Below are 16,029 nucleotides of genomic sequence, written 5' to 3'. Positions count from 1 at the left end.
AAAATGACTTTTAGAGATACCCCAGTGATTTTAAGTGTTTTTTTAATCCTGTCTCAAGGGGCGTATCCGGCAGACGCACTCCCGCTTCCCGTAAGGCGGACAGATCATAGATCCGATGACACAGATGCCCGCTGTACTCCGGGTGTTCTTCAAAATAGCCTGTCAGCGGTATCTCCTTTATGTTCACTTCCCTGTCAAGCAGCAGCCCGATGATCTCATAATATGTGCGGTTCTCCACTGCCTTCGGTCCTCCGATACAGAAAATGCGGTTATAAGTTCCTTGCCTGTCTGCGCAGTCGAGCATGGAGTTTGCCAGATCGTCCACAAATATGGGCTGGGTGAGATAGATTCCGCCGCCCACGAGAGATATGGGTTCTTTGTCCAGGATGAGTTGGGGCAGTTCTTTCTGCCTGCTGTGCTCTGGGTAACACCCTATGAGAAAACCAGGTCCGTAGATATGGCCGGGGCGGAATAGTGTGACCGCCAAAGAGGTACCGCTGAAGCTGTCCATAAACACATGTTCCATGCGGCGTTTGTTGCCTGCATACGTGAGTGCTTCGGGTTCGCCGTTCTCCTCGACGAAATATCCGTCTTCTTTCTGCGGCGTGTCCTTTCTGAGGGGATCATACACAGAATCCGTGGAAATTACTACCAGACGCTTCGTTACCCCGGGAAATACATCTAAATCCTGCAAAGCGTGTCTTTCATTCATACATATGCAGTCAAAGACAATGTCCCAGGTGGTATCGGCTTCTAAAATCGTTTTCCGAAAATTATCAGGTTCGTTTCTGTCGGCCTTCAGAAGATGGATCCCGTCACCTAAGGGCCGCTGCCCTCTGGTAACCGCCCAAACTTCATATTCTTCTTTTGCCAGTGCAGCCAGACGGCTGCTCAGCCCTCCGCTTCCTCCGATGATGAGCGCTTTTTTCTTCATACGGAACCTCCTTTCTATTTGAATGCCTCTGTATTTTTCTTTCTCTCCAGCGGGAGCAGCTTTGAAGGCGGGATTCCTTTTTTTTCTTTAAATAGTTTTGAAAAATAATAAATATCGGAAAATCCGCTTTGAAGAGCCGCATCGCCCACATTGCCCTCACCGCTCCTCAGCATGTTTTCCGCGTGATTCAGACGAAGTGAGATCAGGTACTGTTTAAATGTCATGCCTAACGCCTTTTTAAACAGATTTCCATAGTATACAGGATGTATATGGAACAGACTTGCCATAGTATCGATACTTACATCCTCTGCAAAATGAGTGCTCATATAACGGATGCTGTTGATGATTCGGATGTCTTTGCTGCTGATCCGGTTTTCATTGAAAAGGAGGTCCAGTATGTGATAGAGAATCAGGCACATGCTGGACCGCACCTTTAGTTTGTAACCGAATTCACGCTTCAGCCACTCTTCGTGGATCTCATGGAAGCAAGAAATGAGCTGGGGGATATTGCCTATATGGCTGATGAGGTCAAGGGGCAGGGACATATCGCTGCCTGTCTGATCTCTGAGGAAAAGGTTTGTGGAGTAACATTCCATAAGATCCTCCGGGACACTGACCGCCGCCCTGTGAGTGCCTTTGGGTATGCAGATCAGATCGCCTTTCCGGACGATATATTCCGTTCCGTTTATGAAATATCTGGCTTTTCCCGCTATGACATATGTGATGTCAATGAAAGATATGTAATCCGGGTCTATCTTCCAACTCGCAGTACATTTTCTGTGAATGTAGTAGTGCAGTTCGGGAACCATGTTATCAAAATTTCCTTCCATAAGCTGCGCCTCCCATTATTTTTTTGTTACTATTTTAGAAAAAATACAGTGGCTGTTTCTGATGTAGGATTTTTTAGTACATTTAGTATATCTTGTCCGGTAAAAATGTGCAATAGAGAATACAAAGTAAAAAATATATTTAAAAATTACAAATGGTATTTTAATATTACATTCACATAATTGGAGGATATGGCTAAAATATAAAGCATAATAAACGTTTATTTAATCAAAATGCTGACAGACCCAGTAAAACTGTTTAAAGAAAGGAATTATTATGGTAGGTATCATCGGAACGGGCGTTATTGCGGAAGCACATCTTAAGGCATACCTTGCACTTCCGGACAGATGCCAGGTAGTTGCGCTGTGTGATATCTTTCCCGAGAAAGCACAGAGGCTGAAAGAGAAATATGGTCTGGATGCAGCGGAGGTTTATGGGGATTATGACGAGATGCTTAAAAGGCCGGATATAAGTCTTGTAAGTGTGTGTACCCCGCCTTTCACACATTTACCTGCTTCCACAGCATGTATGCGGGCAGGGAAGCATGTACTGGTGGAAAAACCCATGGCCTTGTCTTTGGCGGAATGCGACGAAATGATAGCAGTCCAAAAGGAGACCAACACCTATCTGGGAGTTGTCTGCCAGAACCGTTTCACGAGAGAAAATCAGATACTAAAGGCACTTATAGATAGTAAAACCGCAGGCAGAGTGCTCTTCGGCCAGGTGGAGTCATTCTGGTATCGCGGTCACAGTTATTATGATCTTTGGTGGAGAGGCACCTGGGAGAAGGAAGGCGGAGGCTGTACCATTAATCATGGCGTACACCAGATAGACTTGCTTAACTGGATCATGGGTCCTCCTGAGACTGTAACGGCTGTCCTGGCAAATGCTGCACATGATAATGCCGAAACAGAAGATTTATCGGCGGCAATACTCACCTATAAAAGCGGGGCGGTAGTGACCCTTGCGGTGAATTTAGTGACACATGGCCAGTATCAAAGGCTTGCCTTCCAGTGTGAAAAGGCGGGTATCTCATCCCCCTATCAGGTCAGGAGCAGCCGTTCTACCGACACAGGATTTCCGGTTGACGATCCGGAAACCGTCGCAGAGCTGGAGAAAGTGCGGGAATCAATTCCAAGACTGGAGAGAGAAAGTCATGAGGCGCAGATAGAGCGGGTTATCAGCTTTATGGAAAAAGGGGAAATCCATTCGGAAGACAGCGCAGATGGCCGCGTGGCTCTTGAAGTTATTACGGCTATCTATCAATCCGGATTTACGAAATCGACGGTCCGTTTGCCTTTGGGTAAGGACAGTCTTTTGTATGATAAAAACGGAATAAATGAAAACGGAAAGAATTTTTACGCAGCGAATCGGAACGTTGGCAGCGGAAATCAGGAGGAACTTAAGTGATGTCAAAAACAAGGGATCTGTGCTGGCTGAAAAAGAAAGTACATCAGCCGGATATATCCGGTTATCATATCAAAGATAAAAGAGACAGTGTTGTAATGAAAACCATAGAAAGAGAGTTGCCCCTGTTATTTGAAGGCGTGGAGCCGTCGGATGATCCGGGATCTTCTTTGGTGTTATCCATGGCAGGTGCCGGCGGCAGCGACGGTTACGAGATAAAGAAGACAGAGACAGGCTATGATATAACTGCTTCTACTGAAAACGGGCTTCTCTATGGAGTATTCGGTCTGCACCGCATTCTGGCCGCGAAAGGTACGCTTCCTTTTAAGAGTGAACCGGATCAGAACATCCGCATGGTAAACCATTGGGATAATTTCGACGGTTCCATTGAGCGCGGTTATGCGGGAGAGTCAATCTATTATGATAAAGATAAATTCAGAGGAGATATGGAGATCGTCCGCTCTTATGCGAGACTACTTACAAGTACGGGCATCAATGCCATATCCATCAACAATGTTAATGTGCACAAAAAAGAGACGTACTTCATAAAAGGCGATAATCTGAAAGAAATCAGAAAGATAGCCGATGTGTTCAGCGAATACGGAATCAGGACTTTTCTCGCTATCAACTTCGCCGCTCCCTTAGCGGTAGGCGGGCTTGACACGGCGGATCCCCTTGCACCGGAAGTCGCCGCATGGTGGGAGAACGTGACAGCTGACATATACAAAGAGATTCCTCAGTTTGGCGGTTTCATCGTGAAAGCGGACTCCGAGGGGGAGCCGGGCCCATTTACATATAACAGGACCCATGAAGATGGTGCGAATATGCTGGCCCGGGCGGTCAAGCCTTTTGGAGGCATCGTTATCTGGAGGTGTTTTGTTTATAACTGTACACAGGACTGGAGAGACAGATCCCTTGACCGCGCCAGGGCAGCTTATGATATATTTATGGCTCATGACGGCAAGTTCGAGAACAATGTCATCCTTCAGATCAAAAATGGTCCCATTGATTTTCAGATCAGAGAACCTAATTCCCCGCTTTTTGGGGCACTTAAAAAGACAAATCAGATACTGGAATTTCAAATCACCCAGGAGTACACAGGGCATCAGGTCGATATTTGCTATCTGATCCCCATGTGGAAGGAAACTTTGGATTTCGACACCCGCTACGGGAAAGATACTTTTATTAAGAGCGAGATCAAAAAGAACTCACCGGATCCCAGACGGTCAGGAATAGCGGCGGTGGGAAGTGTAGGCATGGACGCAAACTGGACAGGCAATAAACTCGCTCAGGCAAATCTTTACGGATATGGCAGGCTTGTATGGGACAATTCACTCAGCGCTGAAGCGATAGCAAGGGAATGGGTAAACTTGACTTTTGAACTTCCCGAAGACGGAGCTGCAAAAGTCGTGGAGATCCTTACAACTTCAAGAGGTGTTTATGAAGACTATACCTGCCCTCTGGCAGTGGGATTTATGTGCAAACCGAGTGTTCATTACGGAGTGGACATCGACGGATACGAATATGACAAATGGGGTACTTATCATTATGCGGACCGCAACGGCGTAGGCAGAGAACGCTCGGCCGCAAGAGGTACCGGATATACGAGGCAGTATTCAGATGCCAGATTCAGAGAATATGAAGATTTATCTTCCTGTCCCGATGAACTTCTGCTGTTTTTCCATCATGTACCCTATACCCATGTCCTCCGCTCAGGGAAGACTGTCATACAGCATATATACGACACACATTTTGCGGGAGTGGAGAAAGTAGAGCAGTACGAAAAGATGTGGGAGGCTCTGGAGCCTTTCTTAGATGAGGAAAGCTACAGGAATGTGAGAGACCGTTTAAAAAAACAAAAGGAAAATGCGATCAATTGGCGGGATCAGATCAATACTTACTTCTACCGAAAATCGGGAATCCCTGATGTCCGTGCTAGAAAGATCTATGACTAAAAATTGTCAGTTTAAATGGTTTTAATGACCGCACATTGTAATTTCTGGCGGTTTTGGGTTTTGCAGACCCTGCAAATAAAAAAGAAAAGGAAGGAAAAAGTATTATGAAAAAATGGAAGAGAAGTTCAGCTGTACTAGCAGCAGTTTTAACCGCAACAGTCAGCTTCACCGGATGCGGAAGCAATGGAGGAGGTTCGGCAACGGCTACTACGGTGTCATCGGGGAATGGCGGGGAGGCAAAGTCAGATGCGGCAACCTCCGGTGAGCTGGCCAAGATCAGCTTTTCCTGGTGGGGAAATGACGACCGCCATCAGGCTACCCAGGAAGCCATTGACGCATTTAATGCGGCTCATGCGGGCGCAATCGAAGTGACAGGCGAGCCTTCCGGCTTCGGTAACCTGGAAGAGACTTTTGCCACTCGTTACGCAGGCGGTACGGAGGCTGATATCATGACTGTCAATTATCCGTGGCTCATCAAATACAGTCCTGACGGCACTGGTTTCTATGATTTGAAGCAGGTTGAGGATATATTTGATTTCTCACAGTATGACGCAGGATTTTTAGAGACAGGAAAGACAGCCGGTGTGATGCAGGCCGTCCCATACGGCCAGAACACTCTGGGCGTTTATTTGAACAAATCCGCATTTGACAGAGCGGGCATTAAAGAAATCCCGTCCACATTCGAAGAGTACAAGGAAGCGGCCAAAGTCATTACAGCGCAGAATCCCGGCTCTTACCTGATTGTAAGCCCGACTTTCCGTTTTGCGGCTATTTATTATCTGCAGCAGAAGACTGGTAAGGGTGAATTCGATGAAAATCTGAATATGAATTACACGGTAGAAGATTACAAAGAAGCTATGACCTGGTATAAGGAGCTGGCAGACCTTCATGTTTTCTGCTCCAGGCAGGATTATCTTGAAAATGTAGGAAATGACCCTGTATCCATCGCTCAAAACGCAAAATTTATTGACGGCGGATATTTGGGAGTACTTGAGTGGACAGGCGGTATCGCTTCCAATGCACAGACACTTGCAGATAAAGGAGATGAGCTTATCGTAGCACCCCTTCCGACAATCGATGGAGCAGTATTTAAAGGAACCATGGCAAAACCGTCATTGACATTTGCTATCTCCAAAAACTCCAAGCACCCCAGAGAAGCAGCAGAATTTTTGCAGTATATCTTAAATGATCCGGAAGGCACGAAGCTTATGGGTTCAAAGAGAGGCATGGTGGCATCTAAGTCCGCAAAAGCTGCCCTTGAAGCCGACGGACAGATTACGGGAGCAGTAAAGCAGGCTTATGACTTTACGGATCAAGCAGAAGTTATCAATAACTCCCCTATTTTTGAAGATGCCGTATTTACAAGTTCCTTTGAGAGTAATTATGAGAAATATGAATTGGGCGCAAGTACTGTAGACGAAGCTGCACAGGCATTCTTTGACGAAGCAGCCGATCAGGTTGCAAAGCTGAAAGCTGAATACGGGAAATAAAAAGAAATAATAACTGCCGGTTGGGAAATCAGCTGTTGTCTCACTGGTCATTGCGGGTCCGCCTGCGGCGGACCGCAATGACAAACCGGAACTCCGGTTATAAGACTTACAGCTAATGATGGCACCTGATGAAGGAAGAACCCTTTCTTATGTTATCTGATATAGGAACTTATTAACCATATAGCATCGCGGCTATATCATTATTGGCTAGGAGGAATTTTTTTGAAAAACAGCAAGATCGGGCTTTTGTATATTCTCCCCTGGATAATCGGAATGGTCTTTCTTACATTGTATCCGTTTATCAATGCACTTTTTATAAGCTTTACGGATTACAACCTGGTCAGAGAGCCGAACTTTATAGGATTTGCCAACTATGCAAAGCTATTTAAAGATAAAGATTTTATAGGCACGCTGAGACAGACACTTAAATATACAGTAATCACAGTGCCTTTGCAGCTTGCATTTGCACTTTTTATTGCATTTATTTTAAATTTTAAACTAAAGGCTATAAACTTCTACCGGACGGCTTACTATGTACCCTCCCTTCTGGGCGGAAATGTGGCGGTTGCCGTACTATGGCGCTTTTTATTCCAACAAGATGGATTTGTCAATCATTTTCTTGGCATATTCGGTGTGGGACCTGTAAAATGGTTGTCTTCCGCTTCCGGAGCCATGGCTGTCATAGTACTTTTAAAAGTCTGGCAGTTCGGTTCAGCCATGCTGATATTCCTGGCGGCTCTTAAAGATGTGCCTCAGGATCTCTACGAAGCTGCAAGCGTGGACGGAGCTACGAAGTCTTATTCGTTTTTCAAAATCACGATTCCTCTGATCACACCGACGATTTTCTTCAATTTGGTCATGCAGCTGGTCAATGCTTTCCAGGAATTCAACGGTCCCTACCTTATTACGAAGAAAGGCCCTTTAAATTCTACTTACCTAACCTCTATGTTCATATATGACAATGCTTTCCAGCTTTTCAATATGGGTTATGCAAGCGCTGCCAGCTGGGTACTGTTTGTTATCATCGTATCTGTAACGGTAGTATTATTTGCTACCCAGGATCGCTGGGTATTTTATTCGGATAAGGGGGAATAACATGGCACGGACAATTTTGATCAGCGAAGTTGAAAGACGCAGAAGAAGAAAGAACATTATAAATGCTGTTTTCAGATATACCATACTTACGGTAGTAGCTCTGGTTATGATTTATCCCATCATCTGGCTTGTGGGAGCTACCTTTAAGACGAACAATGAGATATTTACATCAGTAAATTTCATACCCAGCAAAATCGACTTTACGCCTTATGTCAATGGATGGAAAACCAGAACGAAATTTACGTTCACCACGTTCTTTTTGAACACATTCAGTTTTGTTATACCTAAGATCCTTTTTTGCCTGATCACCAGCTCCCTGGTGGCCTACGGATTTGCCAGATTCAATTTTCCGCTTAAAAAGTTATTTTTCTCCATACTTATGGCAACCATGTTTTTACCGTCGGTCGTAACCAGGATTCCGCTTTACATTTTATGGAAAAATTTGGGACTTTTAAATACTTATGTACCTTTGGTGGCTCCAACCTTGTTTGCCAACGAGCCGTTTTTTGTATTTATGCTGATCCAGTTCATGCGTTCCATACCGACGTATTTGGATGAGGCTGCTACCATAGACGGCTGCAATTCATTTGGGATTTTAACGATGATACTGCTCCCTGCATTGAAGCCGGCACTGATAAGCTGTACGATCTTTCAGTTCGTATGGAGTTTCAATGATTTCTTAGGCCCCCTGATCTATGTGACGAGTCTTTCGAAATATCCTGTGTCACTGGCACTTAAGATGTCAATAGACCAAAGCAGCGGTATCGTGGAATGGAACCAGATCCTGGCGATGTCATTCCTGGCACTGCTGCCTGCTCTGATCCTGTTCTTCTGCTGCCAGAAGTATTTTGTAGAGGGAGTGACCAGTTCGGGAGTGAAAGGATGAGCAGCCTTAACGTAACCCCATATATTTCAGATCATGCGGTTCTGCAGAGAAATGAATTTATACCCATTAGAGGCACAGCAGATGGGGGAGGACGGGTAGAGGCCATACTCTCTAATGAAGCTGGAGGAGTCGAATTCAGAGAAGAGGCCTTGACGGAAGAAGACGGAAATTGGAAACTTGTGTTTATGCCTATGCAGGCAGGAGGTCCCTATTCTATCTCTATTACATGCGCAGGTGAGAGAAAGGAATTTTCCGATATCTATATAGGGGATGTCTGGCTCATGTCCGGTCAGTCGAATATGCAGTTGCCCATGAACAGGGTAAAGTATCGTTTCCCCAGGGAGTATCGTGAAGACGGGGATCCCCTTATCCGCCAGTTCACCGTCCCGATTAAGTGGGATTTTAAGGCGCCTGCAGATGAACTGTCGGGCGGGAAATGGGAAAGCTATTCCTTGGAGTGCGCTTCTTATTTTTCCGCAGCCGGTTATTTCTTTGGTGCAAAATTACGGGAAAGATACTCTGTACCCATAGGCCTTATCCTTACTGCAGTAGGCGGCACACCGATAGAGGCGTGGATGAGCAGAAAAGCGCTTACAGTCTTTTCCGGCAAAGCAAAAACAGCCGACGAGTGCAAATCAGATGAATATGTCAGGGGTATACAGAAAGAAGACGAAGAGAGGACTTTGTCGTGGTATAAGAAATTGGACGAAGCTGATCGTGGGATATTAGAAGATTGGCTAAATACCGATTTGCAGGACTTATGGAAAACGGTCAGCCTGACCGATGATTTCTATATAAATGAAGATTTTGAAAAACCAGGTTCTGTTTGGTTTAAAAAGACTGTGACGATCCCGCCTGAACTTTCTGGCAAGCCGCTCCGGCTTTCCCTGGGAACCATCAAAGATGCGGACGATACTTACGTAGACGGGCAATGCATCGGAAATATCACATATAGATACCCGCCAAGGGAATATCACTTGGAGGGCCTGGCCGAAGGGGATCATGAAATCATGATACGTGTGATCGCTGTGTCCGGGCGGATCGTATTCACTAAAGGGAAGTCCCATCAAATGATTTTTGAAACAGGAGAGACGTTGTCCATCTCTGAAGGTTGGAAGTATAAGAGAGGCGCATCTTTGGAAGCTCTTACTTCCCCAACCTTTTTTGAGAGAAAGCCCATGGGTATGTACCAGTCTATGATAGCGCCTCTTCATGATTTTCCTATCTGCGGCATGTGCTGGTATCAGGGAGAGAGTAATGCAGACGACGACCGTTCTTATCCCCAGTATTTTAAGCGTATGATAGAGGATTACAGACGAAAGTGGCACATGGGAAAGTTTCCCGTTATTTATGTACAGTTACCCAATTATGATCTTGAAGATGCAGGAAACTGGGTACGTTTCCGGAATATGCAGCAGAGCCTTGCAAAGCTGCCGAACTGTGCCATGGTGGTCACTATAGATTGCGGTGAATACAATGACCTTCACCCAACGGATAAAAAGACGGTAGGAGAGAGAATGGCCATGGCGGCGTTTAAGATTGCATATCATGAGCCGGGGGAGTGGCTGTCCCCTATATTCTCCCGTGCTGAAAGGAACGGTGATGAGATCATACTCTACTTTGATCATGGAGAGAAAGGATTCTCTGTATCAGGCGGTGAAACGGGAGGATTTGAAGTCTGCATATCAGAAAGATGGATTTCAGATCGCATAGAAGTCCGGACCCAGGGGGGTACGGTGATTTTGAGCGCCCAAAAAAGAGAGGCAATTACCAGAGTACGTTATGCCTGGTCAAACAATCCGGAGAATGCCAATCTGCGTTCTGCATCGGGACTGCCGGTAACGCCGTTTGAGACAGTGATCGTATGACTGATTAAAGGGAAAGGGTATGGGTGTTCCTATGTGTCATTTCAATTATGGTATAAAGATACAGGACCGAGAATGTGTGCGGTCCTGTATCTTTTTTCCATTAGCTTCCCGACTCCCACGGCGGGATGGAATATGAGGCGGGAGAGTATTGATACTGGTCAGCCAGTGCCTTGTCAAATAGGAAAGGATCCAATTCCTGTTCTCCCACGGCGGCGGCAGTACAGTCTATATAGGAAGTCTGGTTGCCCAGTTTAACAGCATTCCAACTGTGTTCGATCCCCTTTTTTGTGCCGGTTATGACCCAACAGGGAATTCCCAGCTGGTCACATATTCCCTTCAGTGCTCTGGAGTAGCCGGTGCAGACTGTGTTTTTGGTAACCAGAGCGCCATAGGCAGTACGGTCAAAGTGCATGGATTCCGCCATGCGGCCGGTACCGGAAAGGGAGGCAAGGGCGTAATCGTAGGAAGCATTGCCGGATATCTTCTGGAAGGCTGTGTTAAGAAGATCCTGAGGCAGATTCGATGGGGCAGTACGGCGTACGTCTTCCGCCATCTGGATCATCGCAAAAGAAAGGCTGTCTGCCGCTGTTTTAAGCGAACCTTCAGAAGCCTGCATGGATAACCGGATTTCATAGGTGCGAAAATCCCCGTTCTCCGACAAGGGTGTAAAGCTTAGGTCAGTGGCTTCACAGGGAAAGGAAGCGCAGTTTATCTCGTAGTTGTCAATGAGATTGAAAATGGAATCATCAGACAATCCTTTGGGCAGCTGTATCACAGCAACTGGAGAAGGAAAAGTATCTTCCCATTGGGGAATCAGGCCGGAACTTTTCTGGGTTGCGGCTGTGGGTTCGGAAGCTGGGGCTGTGAGAATCAGGGAAGCTAAAATGGGCAGGAAAGATAAAAAATGAACATTCATGCAAAGTGCTCCTTATAAAAAAATTATGGTTGATTTTTAAATATAATGCTGTTATAGTGAAAATGAACAAAAAAAGTTAGGTGACCTAAAAAAAATTGTACCTAACTTTTATTATACCACCGTTATTCTCATTTGAGAATAGCGAATTGCTGCTTTTTTGACATTTATATTTACATAAATTAGATAATTGGAGCCTAGCGGTGTCTATAAGCTTTCAAAAGGAGCCGGGTATCCTCCTGCGGGGCGTAAGGCTTTAAAAGTACCCAGTTAGAAAGTCCGTAGTCAGCAATTCTGACCGCATCTACTTTGCCGGTCTTAACCTTACGGACAGAGCTGTTATCGCAGCCATGGATAAGCTAGCATGGACTGCGCTGACATAAGAACCAGAATCAGTGGGATATACGTCCTAAGGGGGGTTAGTATTTACCGATGTACTCCACAATGATTCAAGTCTCATCGTCCAAGCTTTTGAGAGAGCAGGCCAGCTCTTTTGGTTCACTTGCGGTGCGGCGGATTTCAAAAGGTTATTCCACGGTTTTACCTAAGAGTCCTATGACGGTGATCATGCATTTGCTTTTGGAGACATACTTCAATCAGTGATGACAGATAGTGGGGAATTATCGATGGCTCATTGCTGATTCAATTTGTCTGGTGATGTGACGCTCTGGCAATTAGTGGTCTAACCTATTAAAACGAACGCTGAAATAAGAAGGAAGGCTGATAATCATCTTATTGCAGCCCAGGCACAAATGGAAAAACATAACAGGATGTTATGTTTGGATCCAAATATTATAAGTAAAGGAGAGGTAGAGAAAAATGAGAAGAAAACATGTGAGGGGCAAGGGAGTATGGAGAGCAGCGGCCTCCATAATGGCGGCAGTAGTCCTTACAACTGCGATCCCTTTAAACCTGCCTGTTTATGGGGAGGAACTGGTAAAGGAACAGGAAAGTCAGGAGCCTGACGAAGGGGTTACTGATGCAGGTGACGACAGTAACGGAGAGAAGCTGGTAGAGGAAAAGGAAACTCAAGAGTCCGAAGAAACGGTTGTTGATTCAGAGAACGACAGTAAGGAAGAGAATCAGGAAACGGACGAGAAAGACCACAGCGAGCCGGTGGATGACAAGACGGAAGAAAGTCAGGCGGAGGAAAGTCAGGCGGAAGAAAACCAAACGGAAGAAAGCCAGACGGAAAAAGAGAAATCGGACGAAAATCAGCGAAATGAGAATGAAACAAAGCCGCAAAATGAAAGCCCGGTGGCAGATGACGCTCTGATAGGAAATGTGGATGGAGAACAGAATAAGCCGCTGGACCAGGCTGTATCAACAAAAACGGCACGGGTTGCTGTATCGGGCGATGATTTTGAGATCAACAAAAAAGGAGTGATCACCGGGTACAATGGAAATGATACGGATGTGGAAATACCGTCAGAGATTGATGGGGTAATCGTGACGGGGATTGAAAGTAGCGTTTTTGAGTATTCCGATATTGAAAAAGTATCCATACCTGATACGATTAAAACAATAGGAGACGATGCATTTTCATGCAGTTTTTATCTGGAATCGGTTTCTTTTTATGGCAATGTGCCTTCCATTGGGAATGCTGCGTTTTATCAATGTGGTGAGGCAACAGACGGCCTTACGTTCCACTGCCCAAGCAATTTAGAGAGTGAATATATTGAGGCATTAGCAGAGTGGGTATATGGCGGGAGTGGTAATAATGCACTTGAAAGCGACCTTGCTCCATATGAAGGCGATATACCTTCCGTACCAAAGCCGGAGGATTATCTGGATGCAGTGGATGATTCATCATCCGGCGGAGTCATTATCAAAGGGGTAAAATCCGGAAGCAAGGAAACTTCTATCACGATTCCGGAAACCTTCAATGGAAAGACTGTTACACAGATTAAGGCCGGAGCATTTAAAAATAGTACAAAGATTAAAACGGTAACCATAGAAGCGGGAATAACCTCCATTGGAGATGGGACATTTAATGGATGCAGCAGCCTGGAGACAATCACATTCCCCGATACGCTGTCCAGTATCGGCAGTGAGGCTTTTTATAACTGTCAGAAGCTGTCCGGTGTAACTTTCCCTGGAAGTTTAAGAGTGATCGGAAGCAATGCTTTCTATCAGTGTCTTGCTCTTGAACGTGCTGACTTAAGTCAGACGGAAATGACGGTTATAGCCCCAAATACATTTGAAAACTGCCAAGTTTTATCAGAGGTGGAATTGCCGGAAGGTTTGGAGACAATCGAACAGTATGCTTTTTTCAAATGTAATGCTATTACAGAAATTATCCTGCCGCAGAGTCTTAAGAAAATTGGCCAGGGAGCATTCCAGTATGCCCATTTGACAAAGGTGGAGATCCCCGCAGGTGTAGGGCTGATTGGGGACAAAGAATTTGCTGCCGAGGCATTCTGGTGTGACGGACTTAAAGAAATAAATGTAAGTGAAGATAATCCGTCCTATGCGGATGTGGATGGCGTGCTTTACTCCAAGGATAAGAAAACATTGCTTTATTATCCCAATGGAAGGGAAGATACGGTATATGAAATCCCGAAGGGCGCAGAGGAAATTTGCGGATACGCATTTAAGGTTCCTGCAGGGCAGAGACCGGCCAACTGGGATCTGGCCAAAGGTAACAATTTAAAGACAATCGTATTTCCTGCTACCCTTAAGAAGGTTGGAAACGGAGCATTCGCCCAGAGGACATTAGATAGTATAACTATTACGCCAAATATAGAATGGGGAACTTATGTGCTTGACAACTGTAAGGTAAAGACCATTGAAATTGCTGAAGGCGTAACGGAAATCCCAGATAACTTTTTTTATGGTGCAACCGGATTTCAGGAGCTTAACCTTCCCTCATCTTTAAAGAGGATTGGAAACAGTGCCTTTGACAGGTTCCCGTTGGAGAGCATTGAACTGCCGGATGGTCTGGAAGAAATCGGGGTGGAGGCATTTGAATGCAGCAAACTGACCGGCATAAAAATTCCAAAAACAGCAAAAACCATTGGAGACCGTGCATTTTACCTGAATAAAAATCTTAAAGATGTGGTATTTGAAGAGGGTTCTGCTCTAAAGAATACAGGGGCATTTACGTTCAACTCCTGTTCAAAGCTGGAAACCATAACGCTGCCTTACGGGGTAGAAGTCATAGACAACGGCTGTTTCAGTAGCTGCGATTCTCTGGAGTATGTGGGAATTCCATCTACGGTAACGACACTGGGAGATTTTGTTTTCTCAGGAAGTGGCATCCGGACTATGGAATTGACAGATAGCATCCGGTATATGGGAACCGGCGTTTTCCGCAACAGTTTATTAGAGTATGTAAAGCTGCCGGCATCGCTGGAGTCCATGGGCACCTGTACTTTTGAATGGTGCCGGGATTTAGAAAAGGTGATCTTCCCGGATAATATGAAGTTAAAAGATCTTCCTTCTGATACATTTTTCTACTGTATAAATCTTACCGGCCTTACCTTACCGGCCAGCATTGCCAGGACGGAGCCTTGCTCCCTGTCTTACTGTGACAGTCTGGAAAAAGTGGAGTATAAAAACAAAAATTTACAAAGGTCGGTTTTTGATTGCTTTGCAATTAATTTAAACAGTTATTTCGGATATGGAGAGTGGGATGAAGGCACAAACTATGATTTATACATTCCTGCAGATACTACCATTTCTACGAAAAACGGATTTACAGTTAATACAAATATTACAACCCCAGAGGCAGATAAAACGGAGGATCTCTACAATGAGGCCATGAATTATGCAAATGGGTCCGACAGCACAAAGACCAGAAGTGCATCTGCTGCTACGGCGAACTGCGGGTGCGCAGGCGGAAACGGTGTTTTCAAGTATACAGCGACCATAAGCCCTAAATTCAACTATATTGTTACCCAGGGTCAGGATTCGGGCGGTAAAGACGAGAACCAGAATCCTACAAATCCTAAGGATAATGAAAACGGGACGAATCCTGGTGATACGCCTTCTGGAAATACACCTTCTGGAAATACACCTTCTGAAAGCTCATCTTCTAAAGATACGGTTTCAAGAACAGGAGCATATGCAAGCAGCCCTGTTGACGTAACCGGTGGACCTAGCACCACACATTCAGATGGAAAGACTCCGGCGGCAGGTACCTGGGCAAAGGATGGGAAGGGGTGGAAGTTTAACTATACAACTGACCGGACCAGTGCCTTGGGTTGGGAATATGTTACCTGGAATGGCGTCTCCGGTTGGTATTATTTTAACAAAGAAGGCTATATGCTGATCGGCTGGATAGAAGATAATGGAAGAAAATATTATCTTGACCAGCCAGGAGAAACCGTTCTGGGACGGATGGCCGAAGGCTGGAATCTGCTGGACGGAAAATGGTACTATTTTAATGCGGTTTCAGACGGAGCCAGAGGTGCCTTGCTTACGAATACATTGACTCCTGATGGATACAGAGTGGGGGCGGATGGTTCCTGGAATGGCTTATAATAATGGGCAGATCTTACCTTCGCATCTGGAATACTGCCTATTATCAGTAAATAACCAGAATCATGCCAGGAGTTCCTCCTGAAAATAGTTATGAGAAAAAGGACTGAATCTAACAAGATTTACTTTGTTAGATTCAGTCCTTAACTATGTATTTTCTTTATTTGTTTT

At 45.2% G+C, this 16,029-nt stretch carries 10 protein-coding genes; 7 read left to right on the top strand and 3 right to left on the bottom strand.

Annotated elements, in window-relative coordinates:
* Nucleotides 1–10: 10 nt before the first annotated feature.
* On the bottom strand, nt 11–934 hold the full coding sequence (locus AC27IJ_RS07250; RefSeq protein ID WP_312443151.1) for an NAD-dependent epimerase/dehydratase family protein: 924 nt from the start codon (nt 932–934) through the stop codon (nt 11–13).
* 14 nt (nt 935–948) lie between these two features.
* Nucleotides 949–1,764, bottom strand: a complete 816-nt coding sequence (locus AC27IJ_RS07245; RefSeq protein WP_487148194.1) for a helix-turn-helix transcriptional regulator — start codon at nt 1,762–1,764, stop codon at nt 949–951.
* A gap of 274 nt (nt 1,765–2,038) precedes the next feature.
* Here AC27IJ_RS07245 and AC27IJ_RS07240 point away from each other — a divergent pair, with 274 nt between their 5' ends.
* From AC27IJ_RS07240 to AC27IJ_RS07215, 6 genes are all read left to right on the top strand, one after another.
* The gene (locus tag AC27IJ_RS07240; protein ID WP_312501235.1) at nt 2,039–3,172 is read left to right on the top strand and encodes a Gfo/Idh/MocA family protein; all 1,134 of its coding nucleotides are present in this window, start codon (nt 2,039–2,041) and stop codon (nt 3,170–3,172) included.
* Nucleotides 3,172–5,124 (top strand): alpha-glucuronidase, encoded by a 1,953-nt coding sequence (locus AC27IJ_RS07235; protein ID WP_487148192.1) that lies wholly within the window; start codon nt 3,172–3,174, stop codon nt 5,122–5,124. Before AC27IJ_RS07240 ends, AC27IJ_RS07235 begins: the two co-directional genes overlap by 1 nt.
* A 104-nt stretch (nt 5,125–5,228) precedes the next feature.
* Complete coding sequence (locus tag AC27IJ_RS07230) at nt 5,229–6,614, top strand: ABC transporter substrate-binding protein (RefSeq protein ID WP_313260149.1); 1,386 nt, start codon at nt 5,229–5,231, stop codon at nt 6,612–6,614.
* Between the two features lie 273 nt (nt 6,615–6,887).
* Nucleotides 6,888–7,709, top strand: coding sequence for a carbohydrate ABC transporter permease (locus AC27IJ_RS07225; RefSeq protein ID WP_312501485.1), 822 nt, complete (start codon nt 6,888–6,890; stop codon nt 7,707–7,709).
* 1 nt (nt 7,710) lies between these two features.
* Nucleotides 7,711–8,595: a carbohydrate ABC transporter permease gene (locus tag AC27IJ_RS07220; protein ID WP_312443158.1), complete on the top strand. Its 885-nt coding sequence runs from the start codon at nt 7,711–7,713 to the stop codon at nt 8,593–8,595.
* Nucleotides 8,592–10,463, top strand: coding sequence for a sialate O-acetylesterase (locus AC27IJ_RS07215; RefSeq protein ID WP_487148189.1), 1,872 nt, complete (start codon nt 8,592–8,594; stop codon nt 10,461–10,463). Before AC27IJ_RS07220 ends, AC27IJ_RS07215 begins: the two co-directional genes overlap by 4 nt.
* 100 nt (nt 10,464–10,563) lie before the next feature.
* Here the strand turns inward: AC27IJ_RS07215 and AC27IJ_RS07210 are convergent, their stop codons facing one another.
* Nucleotides 10,564–11,379: a transglutaminase domain-containing protein gene (locus AC27IJ_RS07210; RefSeq protein WP_312501230.1), complete on the bottom strand. Its 816-nt coding sequence runs from the start codon at nt 11,377–11,379 to the stop codon at nt 10,564–10,566.
* Between the two features lie 816 nt (nt 11,380–12,195).
* On the opposite strand from AC27IJ_RS07210, the gene AC27IJ_RS07205 reads away from it, so the two are divergent.
* On the top strand, nt 12,196–15,861 hold the full coding sequence (locus tag AC27IJ_RS07205; RefSeq protein ID WP_487148186.1) for a leucine-rich repeat protein: 3,666 nt from the start codon (nt 12,196–12,198) through the stop codon (nt 15,859–15,861).
* Nucleotides 15,862–16,029: the final 168 nt, after the last annotated feature.

The organism is Lacrimispora sp. YZC11 (assembly GCF_057543815.1).
The sequence above is the reverse complement of the archived record's forward strand: the minus strand, read 5'-3'. Positions and strand labels throughout refer to the sequence as shown.

Excerpts from the sequence above, each read along its gene's own strand:
- AC27IJ_RS07210 (WP_312501230.1), bottom strand. The coding sequence starts at position 11,379 with ATGAATGTTCATTTTTTATCTTTCCTGCCCATTTTAGCTTCCCTGATT.
- AC27IJ_RS07215 (WP_487148189.1), top strand. The coding sequence starts at position 8,592 with ATGAGCAGCCTTAACGTAACCCCATATATTTCAGATCATGCGGTTCTG.
- AC27IJ_RS07225 (WP_312501485.1), top strand. The coding sequence starts at position 6,888 with ATGGTCTTTCTTACATTGTATCCGTTTATCAATGCACTTTTTATAAGC.
- AC27IJ_RS07220 (WP_312443158.1), top strand. The coding sequence starts at position 7,711 with ATGGCACGGACAATTTTGATCAGCGAAGTTGAAAGACGCAGAAGAAGA.
- AC27IJ_RS07230 (WP_313260149.1), top strand. The coding sequence starts at position 5,229 with ATGAAAAAATGGAAGAGAAGTTCAGCTGTACTAGCAGCAGTTTTAACC.
- AC27IJ_RS07205 (WP_487148186.1), top strand. The coding sequence starts at position 12,196 with ATGAGAAGAAAACATGTGAGGGGCAAGGGAGTATGGAGAGCAGCGGCC.
- AC27IJ_RS07240 (WP_312501235.1), top strand. The coding sequence starts at position 2,039 with ATGGTAGGTATCATCGGAACGGGCGTTATTGCGGAAGCACATCTTAAG.
- AC27IJ_RS07235 (WP_487148192.1), top strand. The coding sequence starts at position 3,172 with ATGTCAAAAACAAGGGATCTGTGCTGGCTGAAAAAGAAAGTACATCAG.
- AC27IJ_RS07245 (WP_487148194.1), bottom strand. The coding sequence starts at position 1,764 with ATGGAAGGAAATTTTGATAACATGGTTCCCGAACTGCACTACTACATT.
- AC27IJ_RS07250 (WP_312443151.1), bottom strand. The coding sequence starts at position 934 with ATGAAGAAAAAAGCGCTCATCATCGGAGGAAGCGGAGGGCTGAGCAGC.